Source organism: Nodosilinea sp. LEGE 07088, assembly GCF_015207395.1.
Lineage (GTDB): Bacteria > Cyanobacteriota > Cyanobacteriia > Phormidesmidales > Phormidesmidaceae > Nodosilinea.
Map to the genome: position 1 here is coordinate 1 of NZ_JADEWX010000088.1, position 24,175 is coordinate 24,175.

Consider the following 24,175-nt stretch of genomic DNA (forward strand, 5'->3'; position numbering starts at 1 on the left):
GGAGGGGAGTGAGGGGGGCCCAATCGAAGCAGGTATGGCCGAGGTGGGCGAGGCGACGCAGGACTGCGGGGAGCTGAGGGAGTTCGGCGGTGGGGACGAGGCCGAGGTGGCGATCGGGGAGGGCGATCGCATCCTGACGGCGCAATACGCCCAGAATCGGCACCTCAATACTGGCGATCGCGTCGGTGAGCAGTTCGAGGTGGCGATCGCTGCCCACCCGGTTGAGCACTACCCCGGCGATGTGAATCCTCGGATCGAGCGTACGATAGCCGTGGATAATCGCCAGTACCGATCGCGACAGGTGACTGCAATCTACGACCAAGAGCACTGGCAAGTTCAGCAACCGGGCGATGTGGGCCGTGCTGGCTACATCAGAGAGTCCCGATGCGCCGTCAAAGAGACCCATGACCCCTTCGACCAGGGCAAATTCCGCATCCTGACAGCGGTAGTCAAAGCACTGCTGTACGTAGGTTTCGGAGGTGAGAATGGGGTCGAGGTTGTAGCAGGGGCGACCCGTGGCCCGACGGTGAAACATGGGGTCGATATAGTCAGGCCCCACTTTAAACGACTGCACCCGGGATGACTTCTGCGCCAGGGCGGCGAGCAAAGCCAGGGTAACGGTGGTTTTGCCCACGCCGCTGCGCTCGCCCGCAATCACCAAACCACCCGTGGTACCCCCTCTAGTCAAGGCTATTGCCTCCAACCGAAAACACTACTCCCATTGTCGCTGGCTATGAGCCATTGTCGCTGGCTACGAGCAGCCGCAGGCTCTCTACCGATGCGCCCAATCAAAATCGTTCAACTGAGCGCTGCCAACGCAGTCCAAGGTCCAAATCGACAGCCGCGAGTTAAGCCATGCTGGCTGGGTAGCCTGGTAGATATACAGATGTCCAAAAGAAAAGAAGACGATGACTTCTCCTTCGCGTTTGGAGCAGGCTAAGGATGGGGATGCCGCCGCGATCGCGGCCCTGCTCTCCCAAGCCCTCAGGCCCAGGGGTATTGCAGTGCGGGGCGATCGCCAGAGCTATTGCCTGCATCTGTGGTTTACGGGCCAAACCGCCCCGCCCCAGGCGGCCACGGTGGCCTATGCCCGCCGCGCCATCGACACCTTGCAGATTCCCTCCATCGGCGTTTTGCAGCTATACGGCGAGCAAGCCGGGTTGACCCAGCCGCTGTGGATGGCAGAAATTTCGCTGCTATCCGCTGACCCAATTGCCCCCGACGGCGAGGGTTCAACGACACTGGCAAGCCCAGGCGGTGCACAACCGATCGAGGCCCTGGCCTCCGATCGCCCCCTCCCGGCGACGATCGCCCGCGCCTACCAAGAACTCGGCCTAGCGGTGGGAGACCCACTGCCCCAGGTGGAGGCGTTGTACTTTCGGCGGCGGGCAGCATTGCTCAGACGGGGCGATCGCGCTGCCCTAGAACCGCTCAAGTGGGCGTTTACCACGCTCAAAACCCATCTAGAACACCAGGCTCAGCTAGACCCATTGGCAATGGCATCGGCGCCCGACAAACCACCTGGGCCCAGGCGTCTGTCAACAACGCCGCGAGCCCAGCCACGGTCAATAGCTACCCGCCCAGGTGCCTCCGCGATCGCAGACAACAGCGATATCCTCTCGTTTCAAAATCCCTATAGCAACGGCCTGATTTTTCCGGGGCTGCTGCTCCTGGGGATGCTGATGAACGCTATACCCATCGTCAATGGGCTGCTGTTTGGCATCAAAATCTGGATTCATGAGTTTGGCCATGCCACAATCGCCTGGCTGGCCGGGCGGCGGGCGATTCCGCTGCCGATTGGGTGGACCAGTGTAGACCCGAGGCGATCGCTATTGGTTTATCTCGGCCTTCTAGTATTACTAGGGCTGCTGTTTTGGGCCGGGCGACGGGAGGGCCAGCGCTGGCCCATGGGGCTGACGGTGGGGCTAGCGGCGGTGCAGTTTTACATGACCTGGCTGATATCGGCCAACCAGTTCGATATGTGGCTTTCCTTTGGCGGTATCGGCGGCGAAATTTATCTGTCGGCGCTGCTAATGGTGAGCTTTTATTTTCCACTGCCCGAGTACTTTCGGTGGGATTTTTACCGCTTTCCGGTGGTGGTAGCGGCGGCCTTTTGCTTTTGGGGCCAGGTGTGGCTATGGCAACAAATCCCCAGTGGCAGGGCGTCGATTCCCTTTGGCAGCATGTGGGGCGACGCCGACCACGGCGATATGAACCAGCTGGCCAATGTGCACCACTGGACGCCGGGCGACATTATTAGCACCTACAGCAGCCTTACCCACCTGTGCCTGCTGGTAATTTTTGCGGTCTACGCCTACACCCTCTTTCGGCAGCACCGGGAGCTGTTTATAGCGCTAGGACGACAGTGGTTTCCTTAAGCCTGTGGTATCAGTCATCGCTTCGAGAGTATGTTCAATGCGAGATGGGGCTCGGCGATCCGTAAAACAAGGATGGGTTAGCGCATCGTAACCCTTACTGGACAAGGATTTTGATCTTTGTGAAGAGTCTACAGGATTTTATAAATAATCGTGTCTTCCTACTTATTCGGGCTAAGCTGGGTGTAGCTTATAGGGTGTCTTTTTGTTGAGGTAAACATCAGACTATCCCATGAGCCCTTCTACGGGAAGCTTCTAGGTGATGCACTTCATTCTAGAATCGGCGATATATGGAAAAAATGCCAACTTGTAGAATATGTTTTTTGACTTAGTCTGACTTTATTTAGGTTCCCTCTAACTCAGTCTTTCCAGGTTATTGCTGCTGATCTATCGCTAAGTATTTATTCCTTTTATAATATTTGATCTTTGATAAGTAGGTAGGCTTAATTAAATTGAAGACATCACAACGATTTTGCCTGTGCTCTCCGACCCGCCATACTGGGGGCTGTCCGACCTCCCCCAGTATGGCGGGCTGAGGGGGCATCCGATATATACGATTTGATTCGACCTACGTATTTATGATACTCAAGTCAATTTTTCGATCTATTCTTTGGCGATATCAGAAGTCTAGCCTTGGCCTGTTAGGGAAGGATTCGAATATTAGCATTTTTGCTGATATTCGAGGGGATAGAAAAAAAATATTCATTCACGAAAGGGTGACTATATGTAAACACACATCGCTTGAGGTTGATCCCTCTGAATTGCGTGAGTCAAAGATTAGTATTGGTGATGACACGCTACTAAGTTCATTTGTGATTCTTCGGACTTATGGAGGAATTATTGACATTGGCTCCGCATGCTTTATCAATTCTTTCTCGACTCTTTATGGGCATGGCGACTTAATTATTGGTGATGGCGTATTGATCGGCCCTCAAGTTACTATCATTCCAGCTAATTATGGCCTAGATGATAAAGATATTCCTTTTAGGCAGCAAATTACTAGTAAAAAGGGAATTCTAATTAAAAATAATGTCTGGATTGGGGCTGGAGTTACTATTGTTGACGGTTGTACAATTGGCAAAGGTGCGGTGATTGGCGCAGGTGCCGTTGTCACAAAAGATGTAGATCCCTATTCAATCGTTGCTGGCATACCTGCAAAAACGATAAAAGTTAGACAGTGAGTTGAAAGATCATTATTATTAGTCCTAAAAATATAATCAAATAGGTATGAATGTCTTAAAAGAAAATGGCTTGGTGTTGAGGAAAATTTCCCCCAAATTAATTAGCACCTACAAATCTGATCTGCTAATTTTAGTCTTCTTGGCTACCGTAGTGGCGATCGCAGCTTACAGTAGTTCCTTTCAAATACCAAATCCTATTTTTACTGATTTCTACGCTCAGGATGTTTGGTTTGGTAGTGACATCCCAACTGTATTTGGCAACATTACTAGCGTTAATAGTGATTTCGGCCGAAATAATAAGCATCCATTATTCCCGATAATGGTTTTTCCACTTGTCTTTGGGATTGGTAAAATTTTCAACCTTGATCCCCTCTCTGCGGTGAAAGTTTTTACCACTTTTGTCGCATCTCTTTGGATTTGTTCGCTTTATATTTTGCTTAGGTTGATGAACTGCCGGAGGCCTGAAGCAGTACTTTTTTCTCTTTTAGGAGCTGTTAGTTCAGCCTCAGTCTTTTGGCTGATGATTCCTGAATCATTTCCGTTGGGTTCGGCGACAATTATTCTAGGATTAATTTTTGTTGTTCTAACGCAATCACGTAGTTTTTCGGATCGTTGGTATGTAGCTGTTAATGTAATGACTGTTAGCGTTACTATTACTAACGCTATGGTTGGTATATTCGCCACTGTTGTTAATCATAGGTGGCGAAAAATTTTTGCAATTGGTGTTCTGGCTTTGTTGGTTTCGACGGCGCTTTGGATACCTCAGAGAGTTATTTTTGAGAATACTGGCTTTCCCTTTCAGCCAGGTACCTTTATTGGCGAAAAGAAATTTGTCTCAGTGCCGAATGAAGGTGGGTTGTTGTCTGTTTTAAGTTCTTTCTTTTACCAGACGATGGTGATGCCTGCGATCCGTCTGCTGGATTCTCCAATTAGACCAGATTGGGTAAAACTTGAAGCTAATAATTTAGCCCCTGCTTCTGGCAGTATATGGGGTTTGGTTGCTGTTATTGCATGGACGGGGCTATTGTGTCTAGGAATTTTAGGCTTCTTTTCTACTAATCGACATCCTAAGTTCCGTATAGTTTTGGGATTAACCCTGGTTGCTCAACTGGCTATGCACAGCATTTATGGGGTTGAAGAGACTTTTATCTACTCTCTTCATTTTATTCCGTTATTGCTGGTTTTATCTGCTTTTAGTCTTTTTACGCGCTTCCGTCCGTTATCTTTAGGATTGGCTTTTATATTACTTATCAGTGCTGGAGTTAACAATAAAGCTCAATTTGATTTTCTAACGACTAGTCTTTGGAATTATGGAACACCCCAGCAGCAGGTGGCAGCCCAAATGACCCTGCGTCCAGGAGACCCCTGGCCTCGTAATAGAGGTCAAGTGGTGCTATCGGTTCCTGGAGGCTCCTTAACCAATAAAGCCTTCTATGCGCCAGGCGGCAGCTTCAGTCCTAGCCCTGGTAGTTTTGGGGTGTCTATCGGAGCCTTAGATAGTAACGGCAATCTCATAGCCACGAGTGATGATATTCCGATCGATGAAATACAGCAGAAATTCTTTGGGAGCTTAAATAATACTGCACTTGGAGTCATATCCGAGACCGAGTTCTATCATGCCTCTTGGTCAGCTTTAGGAAAGAATAATTGGCAACTGAATGTACAACCTGTTGGTGATGCCGCCACTACACCTATAGTTTTTATCCGGAGTGTAGGCCCAGCCGGAGCGGCAATCTCCTCTCTCGATTGGAATGGTCAAAGGTTACTGATTAATGACCGCTGGATAGTGAAGGATATTCCTAAAACTGCTAAGGTTTATTTAGGTAGTGAAAATACTGAAAATTGGATTGGAGAAGAGTCAAATCTTTCTAGTTGGGAGGATCCGTATGGATGGGGGGTTGCTCGAATTGAGTTGAACCAGGGAAATAGCTGGACTTTAGTCATTGAAGATAATTTTGCTGGCGAGACGGAAGACTATACACCGTTGGAAATTTCGTCGCGACTCCTTTTGAATTTACCAGACGCTCAGTTTGTAGATAGCTTGACTGCACAAATATCTCATTTGCTAATGGGGGTTATTGGAGATCGAGTATATCCATCTGATCCAATTAGTAGCCCTTTGCCGCGTTTTAGGGATGGGGCATACCAGATGGTAGCCCTCGCGCGCAGTGGTAACTTGGCGCTGGCAAAGCGGTTGTCTCCCTACTTTGCTGAAAATGATTTCTTCAACAGTGCGGTATCAGAGGTTGATATTCCAGCAGTTGGAATTTGGGCACTTGAGCAAGTTGCAGAAAGCCTTCAGGAATCTGATTATGATCAATGGCTGTGGCCCCATGTTCGCCGTAAAATCGATATTATTTTAAATCTGCTTTCAAGCAGTAGACCTGGGTATCCTGTACTTTCTTCTACCCGGTTTCCTCGCGAAGAACATCGTGACTTTCTCCAGATCGACCTAATTGCAGGAGATATGGGGAGTGTGCCTAGTTTATTTAGCGTTAATCCAAATGCTGGTGTTATGGGCTATCGAGCATTGCTAGATGCCGCAATGCTTGCTGACCGTACAAATCATTCTGCTGAAGCTGCACTTTGGCGTTCCCAAGCCCAAGCAGTCAAACTGGTGTGGCAGCAGTTAGGTTTAGTGGAAGCTTCTTTAAATAATGGACTCTGGCCTAGCGGTATTGCTGAAGATGAGCGGTCAGTTATGGCTGAGTTGCTTGGGGCTAGCGAGAATGAGGCTAGAGATTTAGATGGACACTTTCGACAGGCGATCGCAACAGCACATCAGTGGTTAATGCTGAATCAACCGCAACAAGTCTGGTCAACGCTGAGGTGGCTTTGGGAGAATCAATCTTCTCCTAATCTATATGTTTGGGCAGAACATCCGAGCGATCTAGATGCTATGCCTATGCCTGAGAGTTTTTCTCAGTGGCATCGACTGAGAGGCAGAGTAGACTCTTCTCAACCAACTATGCATTATTGGACTACGGCTGAAATGGCGCTGCTGCAGCTAGATATGTTGGCTTATATAAATCAGCAGGAAGGTGACGTACAAAGCTTAGTGATTGGCTCAGGTATTCCGGAAGAATGGCTACGTCACTCTATGGGTGTTAAAGGCCTGATGGTGGGGGGAAATATAGTCAACTGGACATGGGATGGGCAACAGCTTAATGTGGAAATTCAAGGTGATATAGAAGACATACAGCTTGGATCAGCGTTTCCAATAGATACCCAGATAAATACTACTTTCGTAAGTCAATCTGCATAATAGACCCGTCAAACACAAATAGGTTTTTGCCCCCTTCGTGGGCTGGCTCAGGTGGGTAATAATGTCTAGGCCAGAAGCCGAGGGCCCTGGCCACTGGCCTAGAGCATCGGTACAGTATGGCTAAAAACCCGGTTTCTTTGTCACTGCCCTAACGGCATGACTGGCATTTTGGCCGAGAAACCGGGTTTCTGTACCGGCGTTCTAGGCTATCGTTTAGGTGCAATTGATCGAGAACAGTTGAGATTGCTCTGGAGTCAGGCCCAGTTCTGCCAGGGTAAACAGTGCCGTTGTGGTCTGGCGACCTTCGAGCAATAAATTCCCCACTGCCACGGTCGGCCACTGAGACTGAATTAACGTCGCCGTACTGTCGGTCATGCGCACCCGGTTGTGGATTTGGGTGGGCAGTCGCTTGCGGTGGCGCGCCGGGCGGTGCCCAGCCCCTGACCAACGGTGAGTCGATCGCCAACTCGGGCAGAGCGACGCTCTCGACCTCGATAGGCCACCCTGCCAGATACACCGCTGACTTCAACCCATCGGGTCACCTGGGCTAACGGCCCCAATAGGCTGGGGCTGGACTGAGCAGGAGACGCTGTGACCGACGTTAAGGGAGAAACCCAGCCCAACGCCATCACTCCAACGGCCATTAGCCGGGGAGAAATTTGACCTAGCATAAATGCTATATAAGAATTTTAAGGACTTTAACCATTACTGTTACATTCCCCTTCGGTTCTGGGCATACCAGGCGACGCCTTTGGTCAAGAATTTATATATCTCCGACTGCAAACCACCTGAGTTCGAAAACGTCTGTAGCTCACAGCAGAAGATGGGGGTCAGGTCGAGGCGCGCTGCTGAATCAAGAGTATACGCGATCGCTCACTCCGGTGGAGTGAGATCAAGCTCCATCAGGTTACTGTCGCCAAAGCCAAGGCGGACGTAGAGCGATCGCGCCGCTGGGGCCGCATTTAGCACTACCTTGGTACACCCCAGCCTTTTCAAGGAGTCCACCATTTGCCGGGTCAGCTGAGTGGCAATGCCCCGCTGTCGGTAAGCTGGCTCGACATATACGCCCCAGATATACCCATACTGACGATACTGGGGAGCTAGCACCGCTGGATACAGACCATCAAATAGCTGTCCACTCACAGAACCTACAACGACCCTGTCGATCTCGGCTATAACAGCCTGATAGTAAAGGCTACGCCGTGCCTGGGTGATAAATTCTAGGCAAATCGGCCGCCAATCAGGTTGAATATCTGCCTCTGACACCTCTAAGTCCTGCCATAGGCGATAGAAGTGGCCAGCAATAACCTCATCATCCTCAGGCGTGCCCACCCGAAATCTAATAGCGGTCGAATCCATCGGGAGAATATAGATTAAGCCAACCTTTTGTCTTGTCAGAGTTTGGGCAGGGGGCACTCATCGACTCACCCTTCGTCCTCTCTAAACTACTTCCTGGGAAGCTTTTACCTGGGTTTGGGGCTGGGGCTGAAATTGGAACAGCGTGTAGACCACGTTGCGGCGAATACCCGTCATCATATCGAGAAAGACTTCGTAGCCCTCACTCTTATACTCAATCAGCGGGTCTTTTTGGCCGTAGCCGCGCAGACCTACGGTTTCTCGTAGGGCATCCATCTGCTGTAGGTGGTCGCGCCACAGGCTGTCGATCTGCTGCAGGATAAAGAAGCGCTCGGCCTCGCGCATCAGCCCCGGCTTGATCTGATCGACCTGGGCTTCTTTAATGTCGTAGGCAATGCGGGCCTGCTCATGGAGGAATGTTCTGATTTCGCCTACCGAGAGGTCTTCAAGCTGTTCCGGGGTGAGGTCAGAGAGCAAATAGACAAATTCCTTGACCTTGTCCACCATCTCCGGCAGCTTCCATTCTTCGGGGGGTAGCTCAGGATTGATATAGGCGTTTACAATGTCGTCCATGGTTTGCTCGGCGTAGCCAATGACCATTTCTTTCAGCTCGTTGCCTTCGAGCACCCGGCGGCGCTCGGCGTAGATGGCACGACGCTGATTGTTCATCACCTCGTCGTACTCGAACACCTGTTTGCGGATGTCGTAGTAGTAGGTTTCAACTTTTTTCTGGGCTCCTTCGAGCGATCGCGTCAACATGCCCGACTCGATGGGCATATCTTCTTCGACCCGGAAGGCGTTCATCAGACCGGCAACGCGATCGCCGCCAAAAATCCGCAGTAGATTATCCTGCAAACTGAGGAAGAACTTAGTGGAACCGGGGTCACCCTGACGCCCCGCTCTACCCCGCAATTGGTTGTCAATGCGGCGCGACTCGTGGCGCTCGGTGCCAATGACGTGCAGGCCACCCCGCTCGATGACTTTATCGTGTTCGGCGCTGGTGAAAGATTCGTACTCTTCGCGGATACCGTTGTACACATCGCGCAGCTTTTGAATGACCGGGTCATCGGTGGGAGCCTTTTCGGCGGCCACCGCCAGCTTGTCTTCAGCCTGTAGCTCAGTCAGGCTGCGTTCGCCATAGGTAGCAACGGCAAAGTCTACGGTTGTCTTCAGTTCTTCTAGCGTAGACGAGGCCAGATCAATGGGAAAGATATCTGGCGAGGCTTTCCAGGTCTTCACCTTTTTGCCCGGGGCAAAGCCCTGGGCCGGGGCCCGCCCCTTTGTACCGGGAACGGCAGTGACCGAAAACTCATCTTCGTCCTCGGGTTTGACGATGCGGGGCATGAGGTACTCGCGTACCTTAAGGCGGGCCATATACTCGGCATTGCCGCCCAAAATAATGTCGGTTCCCCGCCCCGCCATGTTGGTGGCGATGGTGACTGCACCGCTGCGTCCAGCCTGGGCGACAATTTCAGACTCGCGCTCTACGTTCTCGGGCTTGGCGTTGAGTAGGTTGTGGGGTACGCCCCGCTCGCTGAGCAGAGCTGATAGCACCTCAGATTTCTCGACGCTGGTGGTGCCGACGAGTACCGGGCGACCGGCTTCGTGCATTTCGTCGCATTCTGCCGCTACGGCCTTCCACTTAGCTTCTTCGTTTTTGTAGACCACGTCTGACAGGTCGCGACGGGCAGCGGGGCGGTTGGTGGGAATGATGGTGACTTCGAGGTTGTAAATGCGCTCGAACTCGGCCTCTTCGGTCTTGGCGGTGCCGGTCATGCCCGACAGCTTGGGGTAGAGCAAAAAGAAGTTCTGGTAGGTAATGCTGGCTAAGGTCTGGGTTTCAGGCTGAATCTCCACATGCTCTTTAGCTTCGATCGCCTGGTGTAGGCCATCGCTCCAGCGGCGACCGGGCATGACGCGGCCGGTGAACTCATCGACGATCACAATCTCGTCATTGCGGACGATATAGTTGACGTCTTTGGTGAACAGTTCTTTGCCTTTGATGGCATTGAAGATGTAGTGGGCCCAAGGGTCTTTGGGGTCAAAGAGATCTTGCACGCCCAAAACTTCTTCGGCCTTGATAAAACCCTCGTCGGTAAGCAGCACGTTACGGGCTTTTTCGTCGACCTCGTAGTGCTCGTCGGCGTTGAGTTCGCGGCCTACCTCGGCCGCCCGGTTATACTTCTCGCTGGGGCGTTCTACCTGGCCCGAGATGATCAGCGGCGTACGGGCCTCATCGACCAAAATCGAATCGACTTCGTCAATGACGCAGTAGTTAAAGGGGCGCTGCACCACGTCTTCCATGGCGGTGGCCATGTTGTCGCGCAGGTAGTCAAAGCCAAACTCGCTGTTGGTACCGTAGGTGATGTCGCAGCCGTAGTTATGCTTGCGCTCGGTAGGGGACATGCCCTGCTGAATCAGCCCCACGCTAAGGCCTAAAAAGCGGTGAACTTGCCCCATCCACTCGGCATCGCGGCGGGCCAAGTAGTCGTTGACGGTAACGACGTGGGCACCCTTGCCCGAGAGGGCGTTGAGATAGGAGGGTAAGGTAGCGACCAGGGTTTTGCCTTCCCCGGTTTTCATTTCGGCAATTTGGCCGTCGTGCAGCACCATGCCGCCGATCAGCTGCACGTCGAAGTGGCGCATGCCCAGCACCCGCTTAGAGGCTTCACGGACAACGGCAAAGGCTTCGGGCAGCAGGTCGTCGAGTGACTCGTCTTTTTCAATGCGCTGCTTAAACTCTGCCGTCTTGCCGGCGAGAGCTTCGTCGGAGAGCTGCTGAATCTCTTCTTCCAGCAAATTGATCTCGACCACATCGGGACGATACTTCTTGAGCTTGCGCGCGTTGGGGTCACCGAGGAGGTTCTTAAACATGAATTCAGGCAGCCATGTCAGCGTAGGGTGTTGCACTTAGTCAATCGTAATGGAGGCCGGCTCACAAGGGGCGATCTCCACACCTGATTCAGAGCCAGGAACCGAGAATAAAGTGCTTTTCTATCCTATCACTTGGGCATAGAGGCGGGCATTCTGGATAGTCCTAGGCCGCAGACTGCGTTTGGGTATGATCGCGTTTTTAGGAGTGGCTCTTTGTTACAATTTGGGTCGCGTTCTATGGACGGCAAACCCGTCAGCCGTTGGTCTTCGTTACCTATCTAGCAGAGCATCTCTACGCTATGAACATGGCCCAGCAACCGCCTCTGTCGCCGTCCCATCCTCTGCATCGGGCCACCTTAGAAAATATGCTGCAATCCCCAGAGGCCAGTGCCAATCCCTGGAATATCGAAGCCAGTGAGGAGCTCTATCGCATTCACAGCTGGGGAGAACCCTACTTTTCGATCAATGCCGACGGCCATCTGACGGTCTCGCCGCAGGGCGATCGCGGTGGTTCCCTCGACCTATTAGAGCTGGTAGAGGCGATCAAGCAGCGCAACCTCAACCTGCCTTTGCTGATCCGCTTTTCAGATATTCTCGAAGACCGCATCGAGCGCATTAATGCCTGCTTTGCCAAAGCGATCGCCCGCTACAAGTACGGCGGCGCGTATCGAGGGGTGTTTCCGGTGAAGTGCAACCAGCAGCGCCAGCTGCTCGAAGATGTGGTGCGCTACGGCAAACCCTACCAGTTTGGCCTAGAGGCAGGCTCTAAACCCGAGCTCCTGATCGCGCTGGCTACCTTAGATACGCCCGGAGCACTGCTGATCTGCAACGGCTACAAAGACAAGGACTACATCGAAACCGCTATGCTGGGCCAGCGCCTGGGTCAGCAGCCGATCGTTGTTATCGAGCAGATCAACGAGGTGGAGCTAGCCATTGCGGCCAGTCAACAGCTGGACATTCGTCCGGTGTTGGGAGTGCGGGCCAAGCTCAGCACCAAGGGCAGTGGCCGCTGGGGAATTTCGGCAGGCGATCGCGCCAAATTCGGCCTCACCGTCCCTGAGATTCTCGCGGTGGTCGATCGCCTGCGCGAGGTGGATATGCTCGACTGCCTACAGCTGCTGCATTTCCACATTGGTTCACAGATTTCGGCCATCAGCGTGGTTAAAGAGGCGCTGCGGGAGGCCAGCCGCATCTACGTTGAGCTAGCCGAACTGGGGGCTGGAATGCGCTACCTGGATGTGGGCGGTGGCTTGGCCGTCGATTACGACGGCTCAAAAACCACTTTCTACGCCTCAAAAAACTACAGCACCCAAAATTACGCCAACGACGTGGTCGCCGAGGTGCAAGAGGCCTGCCGTCAGCAGGGCATCCCCGTACCTACCCTGGTCAGCGAGAGCGGGCGAGCGATCATCTCTCACCAGTCTGTCCTCGTTTTTGATGTGCTGGGCAGTAGCGATGCCCCCTCCCACGATGTGGCCGAGGTGCCCCACGCCGACGACCACGCAATTTTGCGTGAGCTCTATGAGATCTACCAAAACCTCAGTCCCCAGAGTGTGCAGGAGCTTTACAACGACGCCCTACAGTTCAAAGAAGAGGCTATTAGTCTATTCAACTTTGGCTACCTGAGCTTGTCCCAGCGAGCTAGGGCCGAGCGCTTGTTTTGGGCCTGCTGCCGCAAAGCGCTCTCAGTGGTCAGCGACGCCGACTACGTGCCCGAAGACATCGAGGAACTCAACCAGAGCATGGCCTCGATTTATTACATCAACCTGTCGGTGTTTCAGTCGATGCCCGACGCTTGGGCGATCGAGCAGCTGTTCCCGATTTTGCCCATTCATCGCCTCCATGAAGAGCCCAGCTGCCGAGGCACCCTGGCCGATCTCACCTGCGATAGCGACGGCAAACTGACTAAGTTCATCGATCTGCGCGATGTCAAGCATGTCTTAGAATTGCATCCCCTAAGGCCAAACGAGCCCTACTACCTCGGCATGTTTTTAGGGGGTGCCTATCAAGAGATTATGGGCAATCTGCACAATCTGTTTGGCGATACCAACGCTGTGCATATTCACATGACGCCCAAAGGATATCAGGTGGAACAGGTGGTGAAGGGCGACACTATGACCGAGGTACTAGGCTATGTGCAATACGATGCTGAAGACATGATTGAGAATATTCGGCGACGATCAGAACGGGCACTCCAAGAAAATCAGATTACCCTGGCAGAGTCGCAGCTATTAATTCAGCATTACGAGTACAGCCTCAGCCAGTATACCTATCTAGCCTAGTGAGGCTCAAACGCACCGATGGCCGTCAATACTTAGGGCTAAGTCATCTGCCAATCCGGGTTGCTCAAATGCTTCTTTAACAGGGCTTTCCCTTTTTTTAATTTCCTCTTAACCAAAGAAGCGCCAGACTTCCTGTAAGTCTGTTTATGGCAATCGGTTCTGCCGCTAAATCGACAGAAATAATAACCTGTTCTTTACCTTGATGCGGTAAGAAATAGGTAAGCATGGGCGTAGTCTTGGCTCGAGTCTGTGCTCTGTGCCGTGTGATCTATCCATCGCTGGCCGATTGCAGAGGTTGCTGACGTTCTGGCAGAGATAAAGAGGAAAATCCATTAGTCTAGGCTTTCTAAGAAATACGTTTTTCTGGGCTAATACTTTCCTTTGCTGACAGGGCCTGAGAAGGGTTTCATAGCTGTTGCTGGTTAATTAATTATGTTGGAAAGAATGTCCAAATTTAAGTTTGATCTACGGTTAGCGGCTGTCCTAATGTTGACAGCTGGTGTGGTGGCTTGCGGTGGTACGACAACGACTGATGACACTGCAACGGAAGGCAGCACCACTGAGGGCGAAGCGATCGCCCTCGGTGGTAACGTGGCGCTGACCGGTGCCGGGGCATCTTTCCCCGCTCCGCTCTACCAAAACTGGTTTATCACCCTCAATCAGAAAGTGCCTGAGCTGCAGGTGAACTACCAGTCGGTGGGTAGTGGTGCTGGCGTTGAGCAGTTCTTAGCTGAAACCGTCGATTTTGGCGCTAGCGATACCGCCATGAAAGATGAAGAAATCGCTCAGGCTGGGCGCGGCACAATTTTGCTACCTATGACTGCTGGCAGCATTGTGTTTGCCTATAACCTTCCCGGTGTTGACGAGCTGAAGCTCAGCCGCGAAGCCTATGCGGGCATTGCTACTGGCAAAATCACCACCTGGAACGATCCCATGATTGTCGCTGATAATCCCGATGTCGAGCTGCCCGACACTCCTATTACCTTTGTACACCGTTCCGATGGCAGCGGTACCACAGCGGTCTTCACCATGAACATGGTGGCTATCTCCCCTGAGTTTGAGTCTGAAATTGGCGAAGGCAAGACCGTAGAGTGGCCTAAGACCGGTAATTTCATCGGTGCCAAAGGCAATGAGGGCATCACGGCTCAGATTCAGCAGACCGAAGGCTCGATTGGCTACATCGAGTATGGCTACGCTACTCAGAATGGTGTGCCCTTCGCCACCATCGAAAATAAGGCCGGCAACTTCGTCAAAGTAGATGACGAGATTGCCTCTGAGACCCTGGCTGAGGTCGAGCTACCCGATAACTTGCGCGCCTTTATCGTCGATGCTGAAGGCGCAAACGCCTATCCCTTTGTGACCTACACCTGGATGATGGTGTATAGCGAGTATCCCGATGCTCAGAAGGCTATGGCGATTGAAGCTATGGTCGAGTACGGTCTCAACGAGGGCCAGGAAGTCGCTCCTGAGCTGGGCTACATTCCTCTGCCCAAGAACGTTCGCGATCGCGTGGCCGCTGCGGCCGATGGCATTAGCCCCGACTACACCATCACGGTGCGCTAGGGCTGAGGCCTATGGGTGGGGGAAGTTGGTTGCTCTGGCTTCCCTCAGCCGTGGGCACGCATTTACTCTGGTCTAAAAGTACACGCGCAATGTAGGTGAGGTCTCTGTGACTGCTGATACACCATCGTCTCCCCCCAGTGAACGCAGCCGCTCGGCCTTTGAAAAGGGTCTAGATCGGCTGTTTGAAGGCACGACCCTTGGGTTTGCGCTGTTTATTCTGCTGCTGCTGGTCGCCATTGGATTGCTGGTTTTAGTTCAGGGCTGGCCGGCCATCCAGCGATTTGGATTGGCTTTTTTGTGGACGAGCAGTTGGAATCCGGTAACTGAGACCTATGGGGTGCTGCCGATGATCTACGGCACCCTGGTTAGTTCAGCGATCGCGCTGCTGATTGCTGTGCCTCTGGGTTTAGGGACTGCCCTATTCTTAAGCGAAAATTTTATTCCCCTGAAGATTCGTACCGTCTTGGTATTCATGGTCGAGCTATTGGCCGCTATTCCCAGCGTGGTCTACGGCCTTTGGGGTATTTTCGTGCTAATTCCAGCACTGAAATGGTTTTTTGACTTGTTTGGTGTCAACTTCACCGGGCCAAGTATGCTGGCTGCTTCGCTAGTGCTGGCCATTATGATTTTGCCAATCATCACTGCTATCTCTCGTGATTCTTTAGCTGCTCTGCCACCCGAGCTACGTCAGGGCTCCTATGGCTTGGGGGCAACACGCTGGGGCACCATTTTTAGAGTGCTAATTCCGGCAGCCATTTCAGGCATTGTAGGCGGCGTCATGTTGGCTTTGGGCCGCGCTATGGGGGAGACCATGGCGGTAACTATGTTGATTGGTAACTCCAACTCGATCAATCCTTCACTACTGGCTCCTGGTAATACGATTTCGTCGCTATTGGCCAACCAGTTTGCTGAAGCGAAGGGTATTCAGGTGTCAGCACTCATGTATGCTGCTTTTGTGCTGGTAATTTTGACCCTGATTGTCAACATTCTGGCCGATTGGATCGTGCGCAAGCTTGAGGCGAAGTATTAGATTTTTAGGCATTACGGGCGAAGTATTAGATTTTTAGGCATTACGTAGGATTACAAGGCTGATTATGACGACTGTTTCTGGGGCCGCCGATGCCTTTGACGCCAAAAGTCTGAAGGCCAATAAGTCTAGCTCCCGTAACTTGTTTAACATCATCATGACCACTTTGGCGGGGCTGTGTATTGCACTGGCCCTGGTTCCCCTGGTGCTGGTGCTGTTTTATGTGTTTGTGAACGGGGCTAACCGCCTTGATCTCGACCTGTTTACCCAGCTGCCGCCGCCTCCTGGCTCAGCGGGGGGCGGTATTTCCAATGCTATTTCAGGGACGATAATTGTAGTTGCGATCTCAACCCTGATCTCGGTACCCATTGGGGTATTGTGCGCTATCTGGCTGGCGGAATTTGGCGGTGACGATACCTCTATTGACGAGTACGTGCGCTTTGGGGTCAATATGCTGGCCGGGGTGCCCTCGATTATTGCCGGTGTGTTTATTTACGGCATTATGGTGCGTCCGGGTCGACCCGGATATTCTGCCTTAGCCGGTGGGGTTGCCTTGGCAGTGCTAATGTTACCTACGATTATTCGCACTACCGATGAGGCGCTCAAGATTGTGCCTCAGGATATTCGCTGGGCTTCCCTCGGTGTGGGGGCTTCCAAGTATCAGACGGTACTCAAGGTAGTATTACCGGCGGCAATCCCCTCTATTTTGACTGGGGTGACGTTAGCGATCGCCCGAGCGGCTGGTGAAACCGCGCCACTTATTTTTACCGCCCTGTTTTCTCCATTTCGGTTCAGCGGCATTGATAATCCCATTGCCACGCTGGCCGTGCTGGTATATAACTTCGCGATTTTGCCCTTCAAGCCTCAACAGGAGCTGGCTTGGGCCGCCTCCTTGATTCTGGTGCTGCTTGTGCTCATAACCAGCATTATTGCCCGTATTGCTACCCGACAAAAGACCTATTAATGAGTCACGCCTTGGAGAGCCTGATAAATGGTTGATACGATGCCAATGAACGGGACGATGACTGATGTGGTGTTGCGGGCTAAAGACTGCGATATCTATTACGGGGCTTACAAAGCCGTGCGGGATGTATCGATTGACATCCCTAAAAACAAAATTACCGCCTTTATCGGCCCCTCAGGCTGCGGTAAAAGTACCGTGCTGCGGTGTTTTAATCGCCTCAATGACCTGATCGAGAGCTTTCGCCTCAAGGGTCAGATGACCTACCATGGCCAAGACCTCTATGCCTCTGACGTAGACCCGGTGGAGGTGCGCCGCCGGATTGGCATGCTGTTTCAAAAGCCCAACCCTTTTCCCAAAACCATTTACGACAACATCGCCTACGGACCTCGTATCAAAGGCTTTAAAGGCGATCTGGATGAGCTGGTTGAAACGTCGCTACGGCGGGCCGTACTGTGGGATGAGGTGAAAGACAAACTGCAAGAGAGTGGGTTTTCCCTCTCGGGTGGTCAGCAGCAGCGTCTGTGCATTGCTCGCACCATCGCCGTTGAACCCGAAGTGGTGCTGATGGATGAACCCTGCGCGGCCCTCGACCCGATCTCGACCCTGAAGATTGAGGAACTGATGAAGGAGCTGGTGCAGAATTATACCATCATCATCGTGACCCACAACATGCAGCAGGCGACCCGCGTGGCCGACTACACCGCCTTCTACAATGCTCAGGTGGTCGAAGGGGCCGGGGGTAAGGTGGGTTACCTGGCAGAATTCAATCACACTGAGACAATCTTCAGTGACCCTGAGCAAGAATCAACCCGCGACTATGTCACCGGCCGATTTGGTTAGCGCTCTCAAACTTGAGCGATTGAGTTCCCCCAGCCGCGATCGCGATCGCGGCTTTTTTGCGCTCGAACTCAGGGGAGGTCAAATCATACAGGCCGATTAGTTGATTCGCTTGGTTTTGCGCAACACCTCGCCGAGGGTGAGGTTAGGCTGGGGTTGGCCATCAAAAACTGTACCAGCCTCGCCCTGGTGAAAGTTGACTAGGGCAATGTTATAAGCCTCTTCTGTGAGAGGAATATAGCCCACCTCCTCTACGACGGTGGGGGCGGTCTGGAGGTAGTACTCTATAAACTCTCGCACGGCAGGGTTACGCTGGGCCGACGTGTAGTTGACGTAGATAAACAGCGGTCGGGCTAGGGGTTGGTAGGTAGACTGCACAACATTTTCGACCGTGGGAACCACCGGGCCGCTGCCGCTATCGACCGCCAGTGCCTTGAGACTGCCGGAATTGTCTTCAAAGTAGGCGAGGCCGAAGTAGCCTAACCCGCCTGGAGTTTGGGCTACGCCACGCACTAGCAGATCGTCATCTTCGCTGGCGACAAAGTCGCTGCGGGTAGCTTGACCGACGACAACGTCGGCGAAGTAGTCGTAGGTGCCTGAGTCGAGGCCGGGGCCAAAGAGGGTGAGGGGTTGGTCGGGCCAGCCGGGGCGCACCTGGCTCCAGTTGGTAATGCGGCCTTGGGCACCGGGGCTCCACATGGTTTTAAGCTCAGCTACGGTGATGTCGTTGGCCCAGGTGTTTTGGGGGTTAACCACTACCGTGAGCGCGTCAAAGGCCACCGGCAGCTCATAAAAGCGGACGTCGTTGGTGTCGCAGGCCGCCATCTCCTCGGTAGTAATGGGGCGTGAGGCATTGCTGATGTCGGTTTGCCCCGCGCAGAATTTTTTAAAGCCGCCGCCGGTACCCGAAAAGCCGACGTCTACCTCAACCGGGTCATTGGCCTCAGCGTTGTAGGCGGCGGCGATCGCCTCAGTAATCGGAAACACAGTACTTGAGCCATCAATCACCACAGTGCGGCGTTGCTGCACTAATGCATCAGGCTGAGGTGATGTCCCTTCGGGAGCACCACTGGTGGTTGAAGAACAGCTGGCCAGCAAGAGCGATAATCCCAAGGTTAACCAGCTGCGATGGTCGTGAGCTGTCATGTCCTTCACTCCAAACCTGTAACGATGAGTGTCTAGGTTCGCCAGATGCAACTGCTCTGGGAACTTGACTCTATCATTTCAAATAACCTTGATGGACCGATTATGAGCGGGTTAAGAGGCGCGGCCTTGTCATATAAATTTAGGCTTTGAGCCCGAGCCCAGTCTCTAAGAACGTTGGGCCTTGGGTGGCTCTAGCCAGCTAGCCCAGAGCGTAGTGGCAATAATCAGGCCACCGCCAACCAGCGTGCGCAGGGCTGGGACTTCGCCCAGCAGTAGCGCTGCCAAAGCAATGCCATAGACCGGTTCTAGGGCACTAATCACGCTGGCCGTTTGGGTGCGCAGCACCGCCAAACTCTCAATGAACAGGGTATGGGCGAGGGCGGTACAGAGCACTCCTAACACTAGCAACAGGCCCACCTCTCTAGGGCTCAATGTCAGCCCGGTCATCGGGGCGACCACCAGCAGGCTGAGACAGGCAAACAAATCTTGGTAAAACGCGATCGCAAGCGCCCCATACCGCTGCCGGTAGCCCTTGTTAAGCAGCTGCAACAGGGCAAAGGAGAGGCCCGATAGCAGTCCCCAAATGGCCCCTAGGGTGGTGGCCGAACCAGGCCGATAGTCAGGTATCACCAGGGCGACGCCAACAACGACTAAAAATGCGATCGCCCCATCACGCCACTGCCAGGTTGTCTTCAACAGCAGCGGTTCCAGCAGCGTGACAAAAACTGGAAAGCTGGAAAAGGTCAATAGCCCAATCGCTACCGTAGACAGCTGAATGCTGTAGAAAAAACTCACCCAGTGAAAGGCTAGCAGCAGGCCTAGGGCGGCCAAGCCCACTAGATCTGTCGCTGACCGAATGCGGCCAGTACGTTGTGTGACCCCCAGCGCCAAACCCAGCGCCAGGGTGGCAAAGCCCGTGCGACCCAGCACGATGACCGTGGCGGGTAGGTCAAGAAACTTGCCAAATAGCCCCGATAACCCAAACAGAAAAACTGAAGTGTGCACCTGGATCAGCGCGATTTTGGGTTGGAGCATAGATCCTGAAAACGTTCGGTTAAGCTTGGCAAACCTTAGCTACTTCATATATTTTGCCGATAAGGTTACTGTAGATTTTGCATCGCAGTGGAGTGGTGATGCACGATACTTGGGCCGCATGAGGGTGCAGTACGCTATCAGTCAGTCATCCATGCAGGCTGGAATGGCGGTGTGCCTGGTCGAGGCCCAAACTCAAGCTCAAAGTCTGACCTTTCTATGGTATCGAGAGCTTAAGGATCCCAATTCGCTATGCGCCACCATCCAACAAGCTGAGAACAACAATGTTTTGCTGTTTCCTTAAGCATACGAAACAAAAAACGTAGCAAACGTTACGTTATGTCCGATAATTTCAGGGGTGTAAGGTCTGACCCTAGACACCTGATTTTCAATTACTAGCCCCATCTTCTACCTGTGTGAGGAGCAAAGCCCATGATCGGATTTCTGATTAGCGTCATCGTTTTGGCGGTTAGTCTACTAATTATTTCCAAAATTCCCCCGATTGGCGTCGAAATCGATAGCCCTGTCAAAGCACTACTGGCTGGAGCTATTATCGGTGCCTTTAACGGTATCTGGGGGTTTTTCCCGAGTGCTCTGCGCGGTTTCTTTGCCATTATCAGCCTTGGTTTAGTGCCTTTGCTGGGTGCAATCATTGTGTTTGGCCTATCGGCTTGGCTAATTGAAGGTTTCCGCCTTCGCTACGGTATTTGGAGCGCTATTTTGGGTGCTATTGCCTTGGCGATTATTAGCTCTATTCTCAATGCTATTCTGGGCGCTGTCGGGCTGGTTTAGTCAGGCGCTAGCTCTATTCTCAATCGCGATCGACTGCAAAGGCCACGAGTTAGCTTGCTTGTGGCCTTTGCAGTGAGAGAGGCGTCACGTCTGCCGATTGCGCCTAACTAGTACTCTGAGGCGGAAATAACCCAGCTGTTTACTCGCGCGGAAACCCTTATGAGGTCTGGGGTTCCCGTTCTGCCTTCTGCCTTCTTACTTCTGCCTTTCGGTACTAGCTAGTCAGCGAATCTTTGCGGCGACTGTTTTGGTTAATCAACCAGGCAAAGGTGCCCCCAGTCGCAAACATCAGCAGGCTGTAGATAGCCGCTGGAATCGCCAAGTTAGGTTGGTTGAGCAGCGTGGGAGCACTGGCAATAGCGATCGCCAGCGTACCGTTTTGAATCCCTACTTCCACCGTAATTGCTGTGGTGCTGGGGCGATTGAGATTAGCAACCCGCGCGATCAGGTAACCCAAGGCCATGGCCGCGATGTTAAGAACCAGGGCCACTAACCCAACCTGAGCCAAAAAACCCAGTACGCTCTCCCGCTGCTGTACCAGCAGTCCGGCAATGATTAACCCCAATAGGGCCAGCGATAGCCACTTTACCCCGCGCTCAACTTGGATAGCAAACTGAGGCAGGTAGTGATGTAACGTCATCCCAATCGCCACAGGGATAAGCGTAATCACCGCGATTTGTAGCACCGTGGCCCAAAAAGGCAGGCTCAAAGTGGTGGCTGAGCCCATAAATGTACCCATTGCCAGGTTAACCACTAGGGGAATGGTAAACACCGTGATTAAGCTACTCACAGCTGTCAGCGTTATCGATAGCGCCACGTCACCCCGAGCCAGGTAGGTGACGAGATTAGACGTAGGGCCACCGGGGCAGGCCGCTATGATCACCACACCTACGGCTAGCTCAGGGTTAAGCGGAAAGAGTGATGCCAACACAAACCCCAAAATTGGCAGCATCACCAACTGAGCTACTAACCCAATAATCACGCTCTTCGGGTAGACCAGAATCCGCATAAAGTCATTAAACTCTAGCCCCAAGCCCATGCCTAGCATGACGGTAAACAACGCTAGTGGTAAAAATACTGCGGTTAAAAAGCTTGATTCCATGGATTCCACCCGTTATGTGTTGCGAGTAGTGTAACCAGATGTGGAATTAGCTTAAAGGAAAATCTGGCGTTGCTGAATAGCGGTATGAATTTGGGTAAGGGCGAATGGCCATTCGCCCCCTACAGAGGATATCTGATGTTTGATTCATACCTGCATCCAGCAATCCCGAAAATCTTTTGTTCCTGGTCCCAAACCTTAAGCCTGATACGCTAGGGGTTAGCCATGCCTGGGTTGCGGCTGCGATCGCTCAAGCCCTAAGCCCTAAGCCAGATAGTTAAATATGCTAACCATAAAACCTAGAGCTACAAAAACCAGTCCAGTGCCCACTAGGTTGGTTTGCAGGGCTGTTAAGCGGTAGGCTGGCCGCAGCCAAAAACTCAGCCATTGGCTCACCCTAGGCATAACCAACCAAGTCAAAATTGACGAGGTAATTAAGTTATTAGCCGCCAAAGCCGTAGCCATCGGCCACGTCTGCATAATACCTAAGGCATCGAACACCATACTTTGAATCATGATGGTTGGGTATAGCCCCAGCACGACTGCCAAAACCTGTTTCCAGCGCGGTGGCCCCAGGCTGTGTTGTTCGGCTCCGCCAAACTGTCCCGAAAACCATCCCTCGAGACCTGTCGTAAATGACTTATAGCGATAGGCTAAAAAGGTATCTCGTCCCTGCTCAAGCAAATGCTGGCGATCGCTAGATTTCAGCCAGTGGTTTAGGTCATCTGGGGTGCTGAAATGGACAATAGAGTGCCACTTCACAATTCCGTCGCCACAGTCGAGCGGGGGGCATAGATCAGTGCGAGTAAACCCCTCAAAGGTGCTGGCCTTTGCTACCAACTGGTCGTACCAGCGGCGAAAGTCTCCCTCGGCCTCTTTGCCATCTGGCACAATAAATTCCACCACAAAGGTGGAATAAAAATAGTCATCGTGGGAGTCCAAAGCATGAGAGTCCAAAGAGTCCTGAGCACCTTGGGCATCTTGAGAAGGAACGGCCGTCATAGCAGTTTAGTAATGAAAGAAAAAGGCCCGAGCAGCGAAAAAGCCCCCCAATAACAATAACCAGAGCAAATTCTGCTTGATGGTTTTCAGCTCGGCCAAAATTTTCTCGGCCTGGGCAGCGCTCATGGGCTGATACTCGGGAGCATCGTTTGGAGTTGCAGCGGTCTCTTGAGCGTCAGCAGTTTCGTTAGGTGCGTTGTCAGGATCCAGATTAGCCATAGGTCTTATCGAGGTAATACAGACAGAGCCTAAACCACTGTAAATACTCCAACCTTACTACCCCAATATGAGAACCTCAGTGACGAGGTTAACCAACCCGCTCTCAGGTATGGAGAACACGAGCGAAAAATACTCAACCAGCAATCCTTAAGATTCTGTGGCAAATAGTTCATCAACTCTTTAAGATACGTAACAGTTGGTTATTGAAGATTATAGTTCTCTCCTCTTGGCACAAGACATCCTCGAAGAGCAAACCGAAGAACTCAGCACTCTGTTGAAGAAGGCAGCCCTAGTAGCAGTTGTGTTGGTTGTCATGGTTGTATTGAGTGTTGTGGCGGTACGCTATTCCCAGGCGTCAGAGCCTTACATTCGTGAGGTGCTAGCGCTTCACGGCGATAGCACTCGTGGTGAAGCCATATTTAGGATGAACTGCGCCGTTTGCCACGGCCTTGAGGCTAACGGGGAAGTCGGCCCAAAGTTATTAGGCGTATCCGATCGCAAAACTAAAGTTGGTTTAATCAAGCAGGTCATTGGTGGTAAGACTCCCCCAATGCCACAGTTTCAGCCTGAAGCGCGAGATATGGCCGACCTGCTTGACTATTTAGAAAAAATTTAGCGATCGCAGTCTATATGCTCTGTCAAGCTTAATTTTTAGGATTATGGGCGGGCTACCCCAATCTGCTCTAGCAGACTTTCGCCGTGAGCCAGGGAGTTCACGCCTAGTGGTTGTGGCTTGAGGAGTTTCTGAGGAAGGCTCTCATCTACACAAGGTTACTCTTAAAGAATGTTGCTCACCTTAAAGGCGGCTGTCAAAATCTGAAAAGCCTATACTCAAAGCCTTGTGACAGCTTCTGACAGATATGCCCAGAGCCGTAAAGATTAAACTCCCACCGCATATTTGTTTACAAAACTCCATGTCTGCTGTAATCTATTGAGACGTGGGAAAAGAATCTACACGGTTCACCCACGCCCTGGAAACGATAAATACCAAGGACTCATACATTATGACAACGACTCTACAGCGGCGCGAAAGCGCCTCCCTGTGGGAGCAGTTTTGCCAGTGGGTCACCAGCACCGAGAACCGCCTGTATGTGGGCTGGTTCGGCGTGTTGATGATTCCCACCCTGCTGGCTGCGACCGCCTGCTTCGTGATCGCCTTCA

22 protein-coding genes and 1 pseudogene are annotated in these 24,175 nt (G+C 52.3%); 12 read left to right on the top strand and 11 right to left on the bottom strand.

Features of this window, described 5'->3' with window-relative positions; translation table 11 throughout:
- A partial coding sequence (locus IQ254_RS18135; RefSeq protein ID WP_228040848.1) for a cobyrinate a,c-diamide synthase occupies positions 1-688 on the bottom strand: 688 nt, incomplete at its 3' end.
- Positions 689-908: 220 nt separating this feature from the next.
- On the opposite strand from IQ254_RS18135, the gene IQ254_RS18140 reads away from it, so the two are divergent.
- From IQ254_RS18140 to IQ254_RS18150, 3 genes are all read left to right on the top strand, one after another.
- Positions 909-2,378 carry a hypothetical protein gene (locus IQ254_RS18140; protein WP_193967570.1) on the top strand — a complete coding sequence of 490 codons (1,470 nt, stop codon included), beginning with the start codon at positions 909-911 and terminating at the stop codon, positions 2,376-2,378.
- A gap of 575 nt (positions 2,379-2,953) precedes the next feature.
- Positions 2,954-3,556, top strand: coding sequence for an acyltransferase (locus IQ254_RS32580; protein ID WP_193967571.1), 603 nt, complete (start codon positions 2,954-2,956; stop codon positions 3,554-3,556).
- Positions 3,557-3,602: 46 nt separating this feature from the next.
- Positions 3,603-6,821, top strand: coding sequence for a hypothetical protein (locus tag IQ254_RS18150; protein WP_193967572.1), 3,219 nt, complete (start codon positions 3,603-3,605; stop codon positions 6,819-6,821).
- A 213-nt stretch (positions 6,822-7,034) separates the two neighbouring features.
- Here IQ254_RS18150 and IQ254_RS18155 read toward each other — a convergent pair whose 3' ends face one another.
- The 4 genes from IQ254_RS18155 to secA form a co-directional block, all read right to left on the bottom strand.
- The gene (locus IQ254_RS18155) at positions 7,035-7,196 is read right to left on the bottom strand and encodes a hypothetical protein (protein WP_193967573.1); all 162 of its coding nucleotides are present in this window, start codon (positions 7,194-7,196) and stop codon (positions 7,035-7,037) included.
- Positions 7,193-7,492: a hypothetical protein gene (locus tag IQ254_RS18160; RefSeq protein WP_193967574.1), complete on the bottom strand. Its 300-nt coding sequence runs from the start codon at positions 7,490-7,492 to the stop codon at positions 7,193-7,195. The genes IQ254_RS18155 and IQ254_RS18160 overlap by 4 nt, the downstream gene beginning before the upstream one ends.
- A gap of 202 nt (positions 7,493-7,694) precedes the next feature.
- Entirely contained in the window at positions 7,695-8,180 is a 486-nt protein-coding gene (locus IQ254_RS18165; protein WP_193967575.1) for a GNAT family N-acetyltransferase, read from the bottom strand.
- An 81-nt stretch (positions 8,181-8,261) separates the two neighbouring features.
- Complete coding sequence (secA, locus tag IQ254_RS18170) at positions 8,262-11,051, bottom strand: preprotein translocase subunit SecA (RefSeq protein WP_193967576.1); 2,790 nt, start codon at positions 11,049-11,051, stop codon at positions 8,262-8,264.
- A gap of 365 nt (positions 11,052-11,416) precedes the next feature.
- On the opposite strand from secA, the gene speA reads away from it, so the two are divergent.
- Entirely contained in the window at positions 11,417-13,333 is a 1,917-nt protein-coding gene (speA, locus tag IQ254_RS18175) for a biosynthetic arginine decarboxylase (protein ID WP_228040853.1), read from the top strand.
- A 97-nt stretch (positions 13,334-13,430) separates the two neighbouring features.
- On the opposite strand, the gene IQ254_RS32165 is transcribed toward speA, so the two are convergent.
- A complete protein-coding gene (locus tag IQ254_RS32165) occupies positions 13,431-13,559 on the bottom strand; it encodes a hypothetical protein (RefSeq protein ID WP_255527014.1) in 129 nt (42 codons plus the stop codon).
- Positions 13,560-13,777: 218 nt separating this feature from the next.
- On the opposite strand from IQ254_RS32165, the gene pstS reads away from it, so the two are divergent.
- The 5 genes from pstS (at position 13,778) to IQ254_RS32170 (ending at position 17,827) form a co-directional block, all read left to right on the top strand.
- A complete protein-coding gene (gene pstS, locus IQ254_RS18180; protein WP_193967578.1) occupies positions 13,778-14,896 on the top strand; it encodes a phosphate ABC transporter substrate-binding protein PstS in 1,119 nt (372 codons plus the stop codon).
- Positions 14,897-15,002: 106 nt separating this feature from the next.
- A complete protein-coding gene (gene pstC, locus IQ254_RS18185; protein ID WP_193967579.1) occupies positions 15,003-15,926 on the top strand; it encodes a phosphate ABC transporter permease subunit PstC in 924 nt (307 codons plus the stop codon).
- Positions 15,927-15,990: 64 nt separating this feature from the next.
- Positions 15,991-16,887: a phosphate ABC transporter permease PstA gene (gene pstA / locus IQ254_RS18190; protein WP_193967580.1), complete on the top strand. Its 897-nt coding sequence runs from the start codon at positions 15,991-15,993 to the stop codon at positions 16,885-16,887.
- Between the two features lie 39 nt (positions 16,888-16,926).
- A complete protein-coding gene (pstB, locus tag IQ254_RS18195) occupies positions 16,927-17,727 on the top strand; it encodes a phosphate ABC transporter ATP-binding protein PstB (protein ID WP_193967588.1) in 801 nt (266 codons plus the stop codon).
- Positions 17,705-17,827, top strand: a complete 123-nt coding sequence (locus IQ254_RS32170) for a hypothetical protein (protein WP_255527015.1) — start codon at positions 17,705-17,707, stop codon at positions 17,825-17,827. Before pstB ends, IQ254_RS32170 begins: the two co-directional genes overlap by 23 nt.
- Here IQ254_RS32170 and IQ254_RS18200 read toward each other — a convergent pair.
- Positions 17,824-18,870, bottom strand: a complete 1,047-nt coding sequence (locus tag IQ254_RS18200) for a PstS family phosphate ABC transporter substrate-binding protein (protein ID WP_193967581.1) — start codon at positions 18,868-18,870, stop codon at positions 17,824-17,826. The two genes, IQ254_RS32170 and IQ254_RS18200, sit on opposite strands and share 4 nt — an antisense overlap.
- A 165-nt stretch (positions 18,871-19,035) precedes the next feature.
- Entirely contained in the window at positions 19,036-19,905 is an 870-nt protein-coding gene (locus IQ254_RS18205) for a DMT family transporter (protein ID WP_193967582.1), read from the bottom strand.
- Positions 19,906-20,334: 429 nt separating this feature from the next.
- Here IQ254_RS18205 and IQ254_RS18210 point away from each other — a divergent pair, with 429 nt between their 5' ends.
- Complete coding sequence (locus IQ254_RS18210; protein ID WP_193967583.1) at positions 20,335-20,694, top strand: phage holin family protein; 360 nt, start codon at positions 20,335-20,337, stop codon at positions 20,692-20,694.
- 214 nt (positions 20,695-20,908) lie between these two features.
- Here IQ254_RS18210 and IQ254_RS18215 read toward each other — a convergent pair whose 3' ends face one another.
- The 3 genes from IQ254_RS18215 to IQ254_RS18225 all read right to left on the bottom strand — a co-directional run bounded on the left by IQ254_RS18215 (position 20,909) and on the right by IQ254_RS18225 (position 23,014).
- On the bottom strand, positions 20,909-21,796 hold the full coding sequence (locus tag IQ254_RS18215; protein ID WP_193967584.1) for a bile acid:sodium symporter family protein: 888 nt from the start codon (positions 21,794-21,796) through the stop codon (positions 20,909-20,911).
- 261 nt (positions 21,797-22,057) lie between these two features.
- The gene (locus tag IQ254_RS18220) at positions 22,058-22,795 is read right to left on the bottom strand and encodes a hypothetical protein (protein WP_193967585.1); all 738 of its coding nucleotides are present in this window, start codon (positions 22,793-22,795) and stop codon (positions 22,058-22,060) included.
- A gap of 6 nt (positions 22,796-22,801) precedes the next feature.
- The gene (locus IQ254_RS18225; protein WP_193967586.1) at positions 22,802-23,014 is read right to left on the bottom strand and encodes a hypothetical protein; all 213 of its coding nucleotides are present in this window, start codon (positions 23,012-23,014) and stop codon (positions 22,802-22,804) included.
- A gap of 313 nt (positions 23,015-23,327) precedes the next feature.
- Between IQ254_RS18225 and IQ254_RS18230 the strand changes: the two genes are divergently transcribed.
- Together IQ254_RS18230 and IQ254_RS18235 are read left to right on the top strand one after the other, a co-directional pair.
- The gene (locus IQ254_RS18230; protein ID WP_193967589.1) at positions 23,328-23,630 is read left to right on the top strand and encodes a cytochrome c; all 303 of its coding nucleotides are present in this window, start codon (positions 23,328-23,330) and stop codon (positions 23,628-23,630) included.
- A gap of 388 nt (positions 23,631-24,018) precedes the next feature.
- A pseudogene (locus IQ254_RS18235) lies at positions 24,019-24,175 on the top strand (photosystem II q(b) protein); the annotation flags it as partial.

Bases quoted from the DNA above. Each gene is read 5' to 3' on its own strand.
- IQ254_RS18140 (WP_193967570.1), top strand. From the start codon at position 909: ATGACTTCTCCTTCGCGTTTGGAGCAGGCTAAGGATGGGGATGCCGCC.
- IQ254_RS32580 (WP_193967571.1), top strand. From the start codon at position 2,954: ATGATACTCAAGTCAATTTTTCGATCTATTCTTTGGCGATATCAGAAG.
- IQ254_RS18150 (WP_193967572.1), top strand. From the start codon at position 3,603: ATGAATGTCTTAAAAGAAAATGGCTTGGTGTTGAGGAAAATTTCCCCC.
- IQ254_RS18155 (WP_193967573.1), bottom strand. From the start codon at position 7,196: ATGACCGACAGTACGGCGACGTTAATTCAGTCTCAGTGGCCGACCGTG.
- IQ254_RS18160 (WP_193967574.1), bottom strand. From the start codon at position 7,492: ATGCTAGGTCAAATTTCTCCCCGGCTAATGGCCGTTGGAGTGATGGCG.
- IQ254_RS18165 (WP_193967575.1), bottom strand. From the start codon at position 8,180: ATGGATTCGACCGCTATTAGATTTCGGGTGGGCACGCCTGAGGATGAT.
- secA (WP_193967576.1), bottom strand. From the start codon at position 11,051: ATGTTTAAGAACCTCCTCGGTGACCCCAACGCGCGCAAGCTCAAGAAG.
- speA (WP_228040853.1), top strand. From the start codon at position 11,417: ATGCTGCAATCCCCAGAGGCCAGTGCCAATCCCTGGAATATCGAAGCC.
- IQ254_RS32165 (WP_255527014.1), bottom strand. From the start codon at position 13,559: ATGCTTACCTATTTCTTACCGCATCAAGGTAAAGAACAGGTTATTATT.
- pstS (WP_193967578.1), top strand. From the start codon at position 13,778: ATGTCCAAATTTAAGTTTGATCTACGGTTAGCGGCTGTCCTAATGTTG.
- pstA (WP_193967580.1), top strand. From the start codon at position 15,991: ATGACGACTGTTTCTGGGGCCGCCGATGCCTTTGACGCCAAAAGTCTG.
- pstB (WP_193967588.1), top strand. From the start codon at position 16,927: ATGCCAATGAACGGGACGATGACTGATGTGGTGTTGCGGGCTAAAGAC.
- IQ254_RS32170 (WP_255527015.1), top strand. From the start codon at position 17,705: ATGTCACCGGCCGATTTGGTTAGCGCTCTCAAACTTGAGCGATTGAGT.
- IQ254_RS18200 (WP_193967581.1), bottom strand. From the start codon at position 18,870: ATGACAGCTCACGACCATCGCAGCTGGTTAACCTTGGGATTATCGCTC.
- IQ254_RS18205 (WP_193967582.1), bottom strand. From the start codon at position 19,905: ATGCTCCAACCCAAAATCGCGCTGATCCAGGTGCACACTTCAGTTTTT.
- IQ254_RS18210 (WP_193967583.1), top strand. From the start codon at position 20,335: ATGATCGGATTTCTGATTAGCGTCATCGTTTTGGCGGTTAGTCTACTA.
- IQ254_RS18215 (WP_193967584.1), bottom strand. From the start codon at position 21,796: ATGGAATCAAGCTTTTTAACCGCAGTATTTTTACCACTAGCGTTGTTT.
- IQ254_RS18220 (WP_193967585.1), bottom strand. From the start codon at position 22,795: ATGACGGCCGTTCCTTCTCAAGATGCCCAAGGTGCTCAGGACTCTTTG.
- IQ254_RS18225 (WP_193967586.1), bottom strand. From the start codon at position 23,014: ATGGCTAATCTGGATCCTGACAACGCACCTAACGAAACTGCTGACGCT.
- IQ254_RS18230 (WP_193967589.1), top strand. From the start codon at position 23,328: ATGGTTGTATTGAGTGTTGTGGCGGTACGCTATTCCCAGGCGTCAGAG.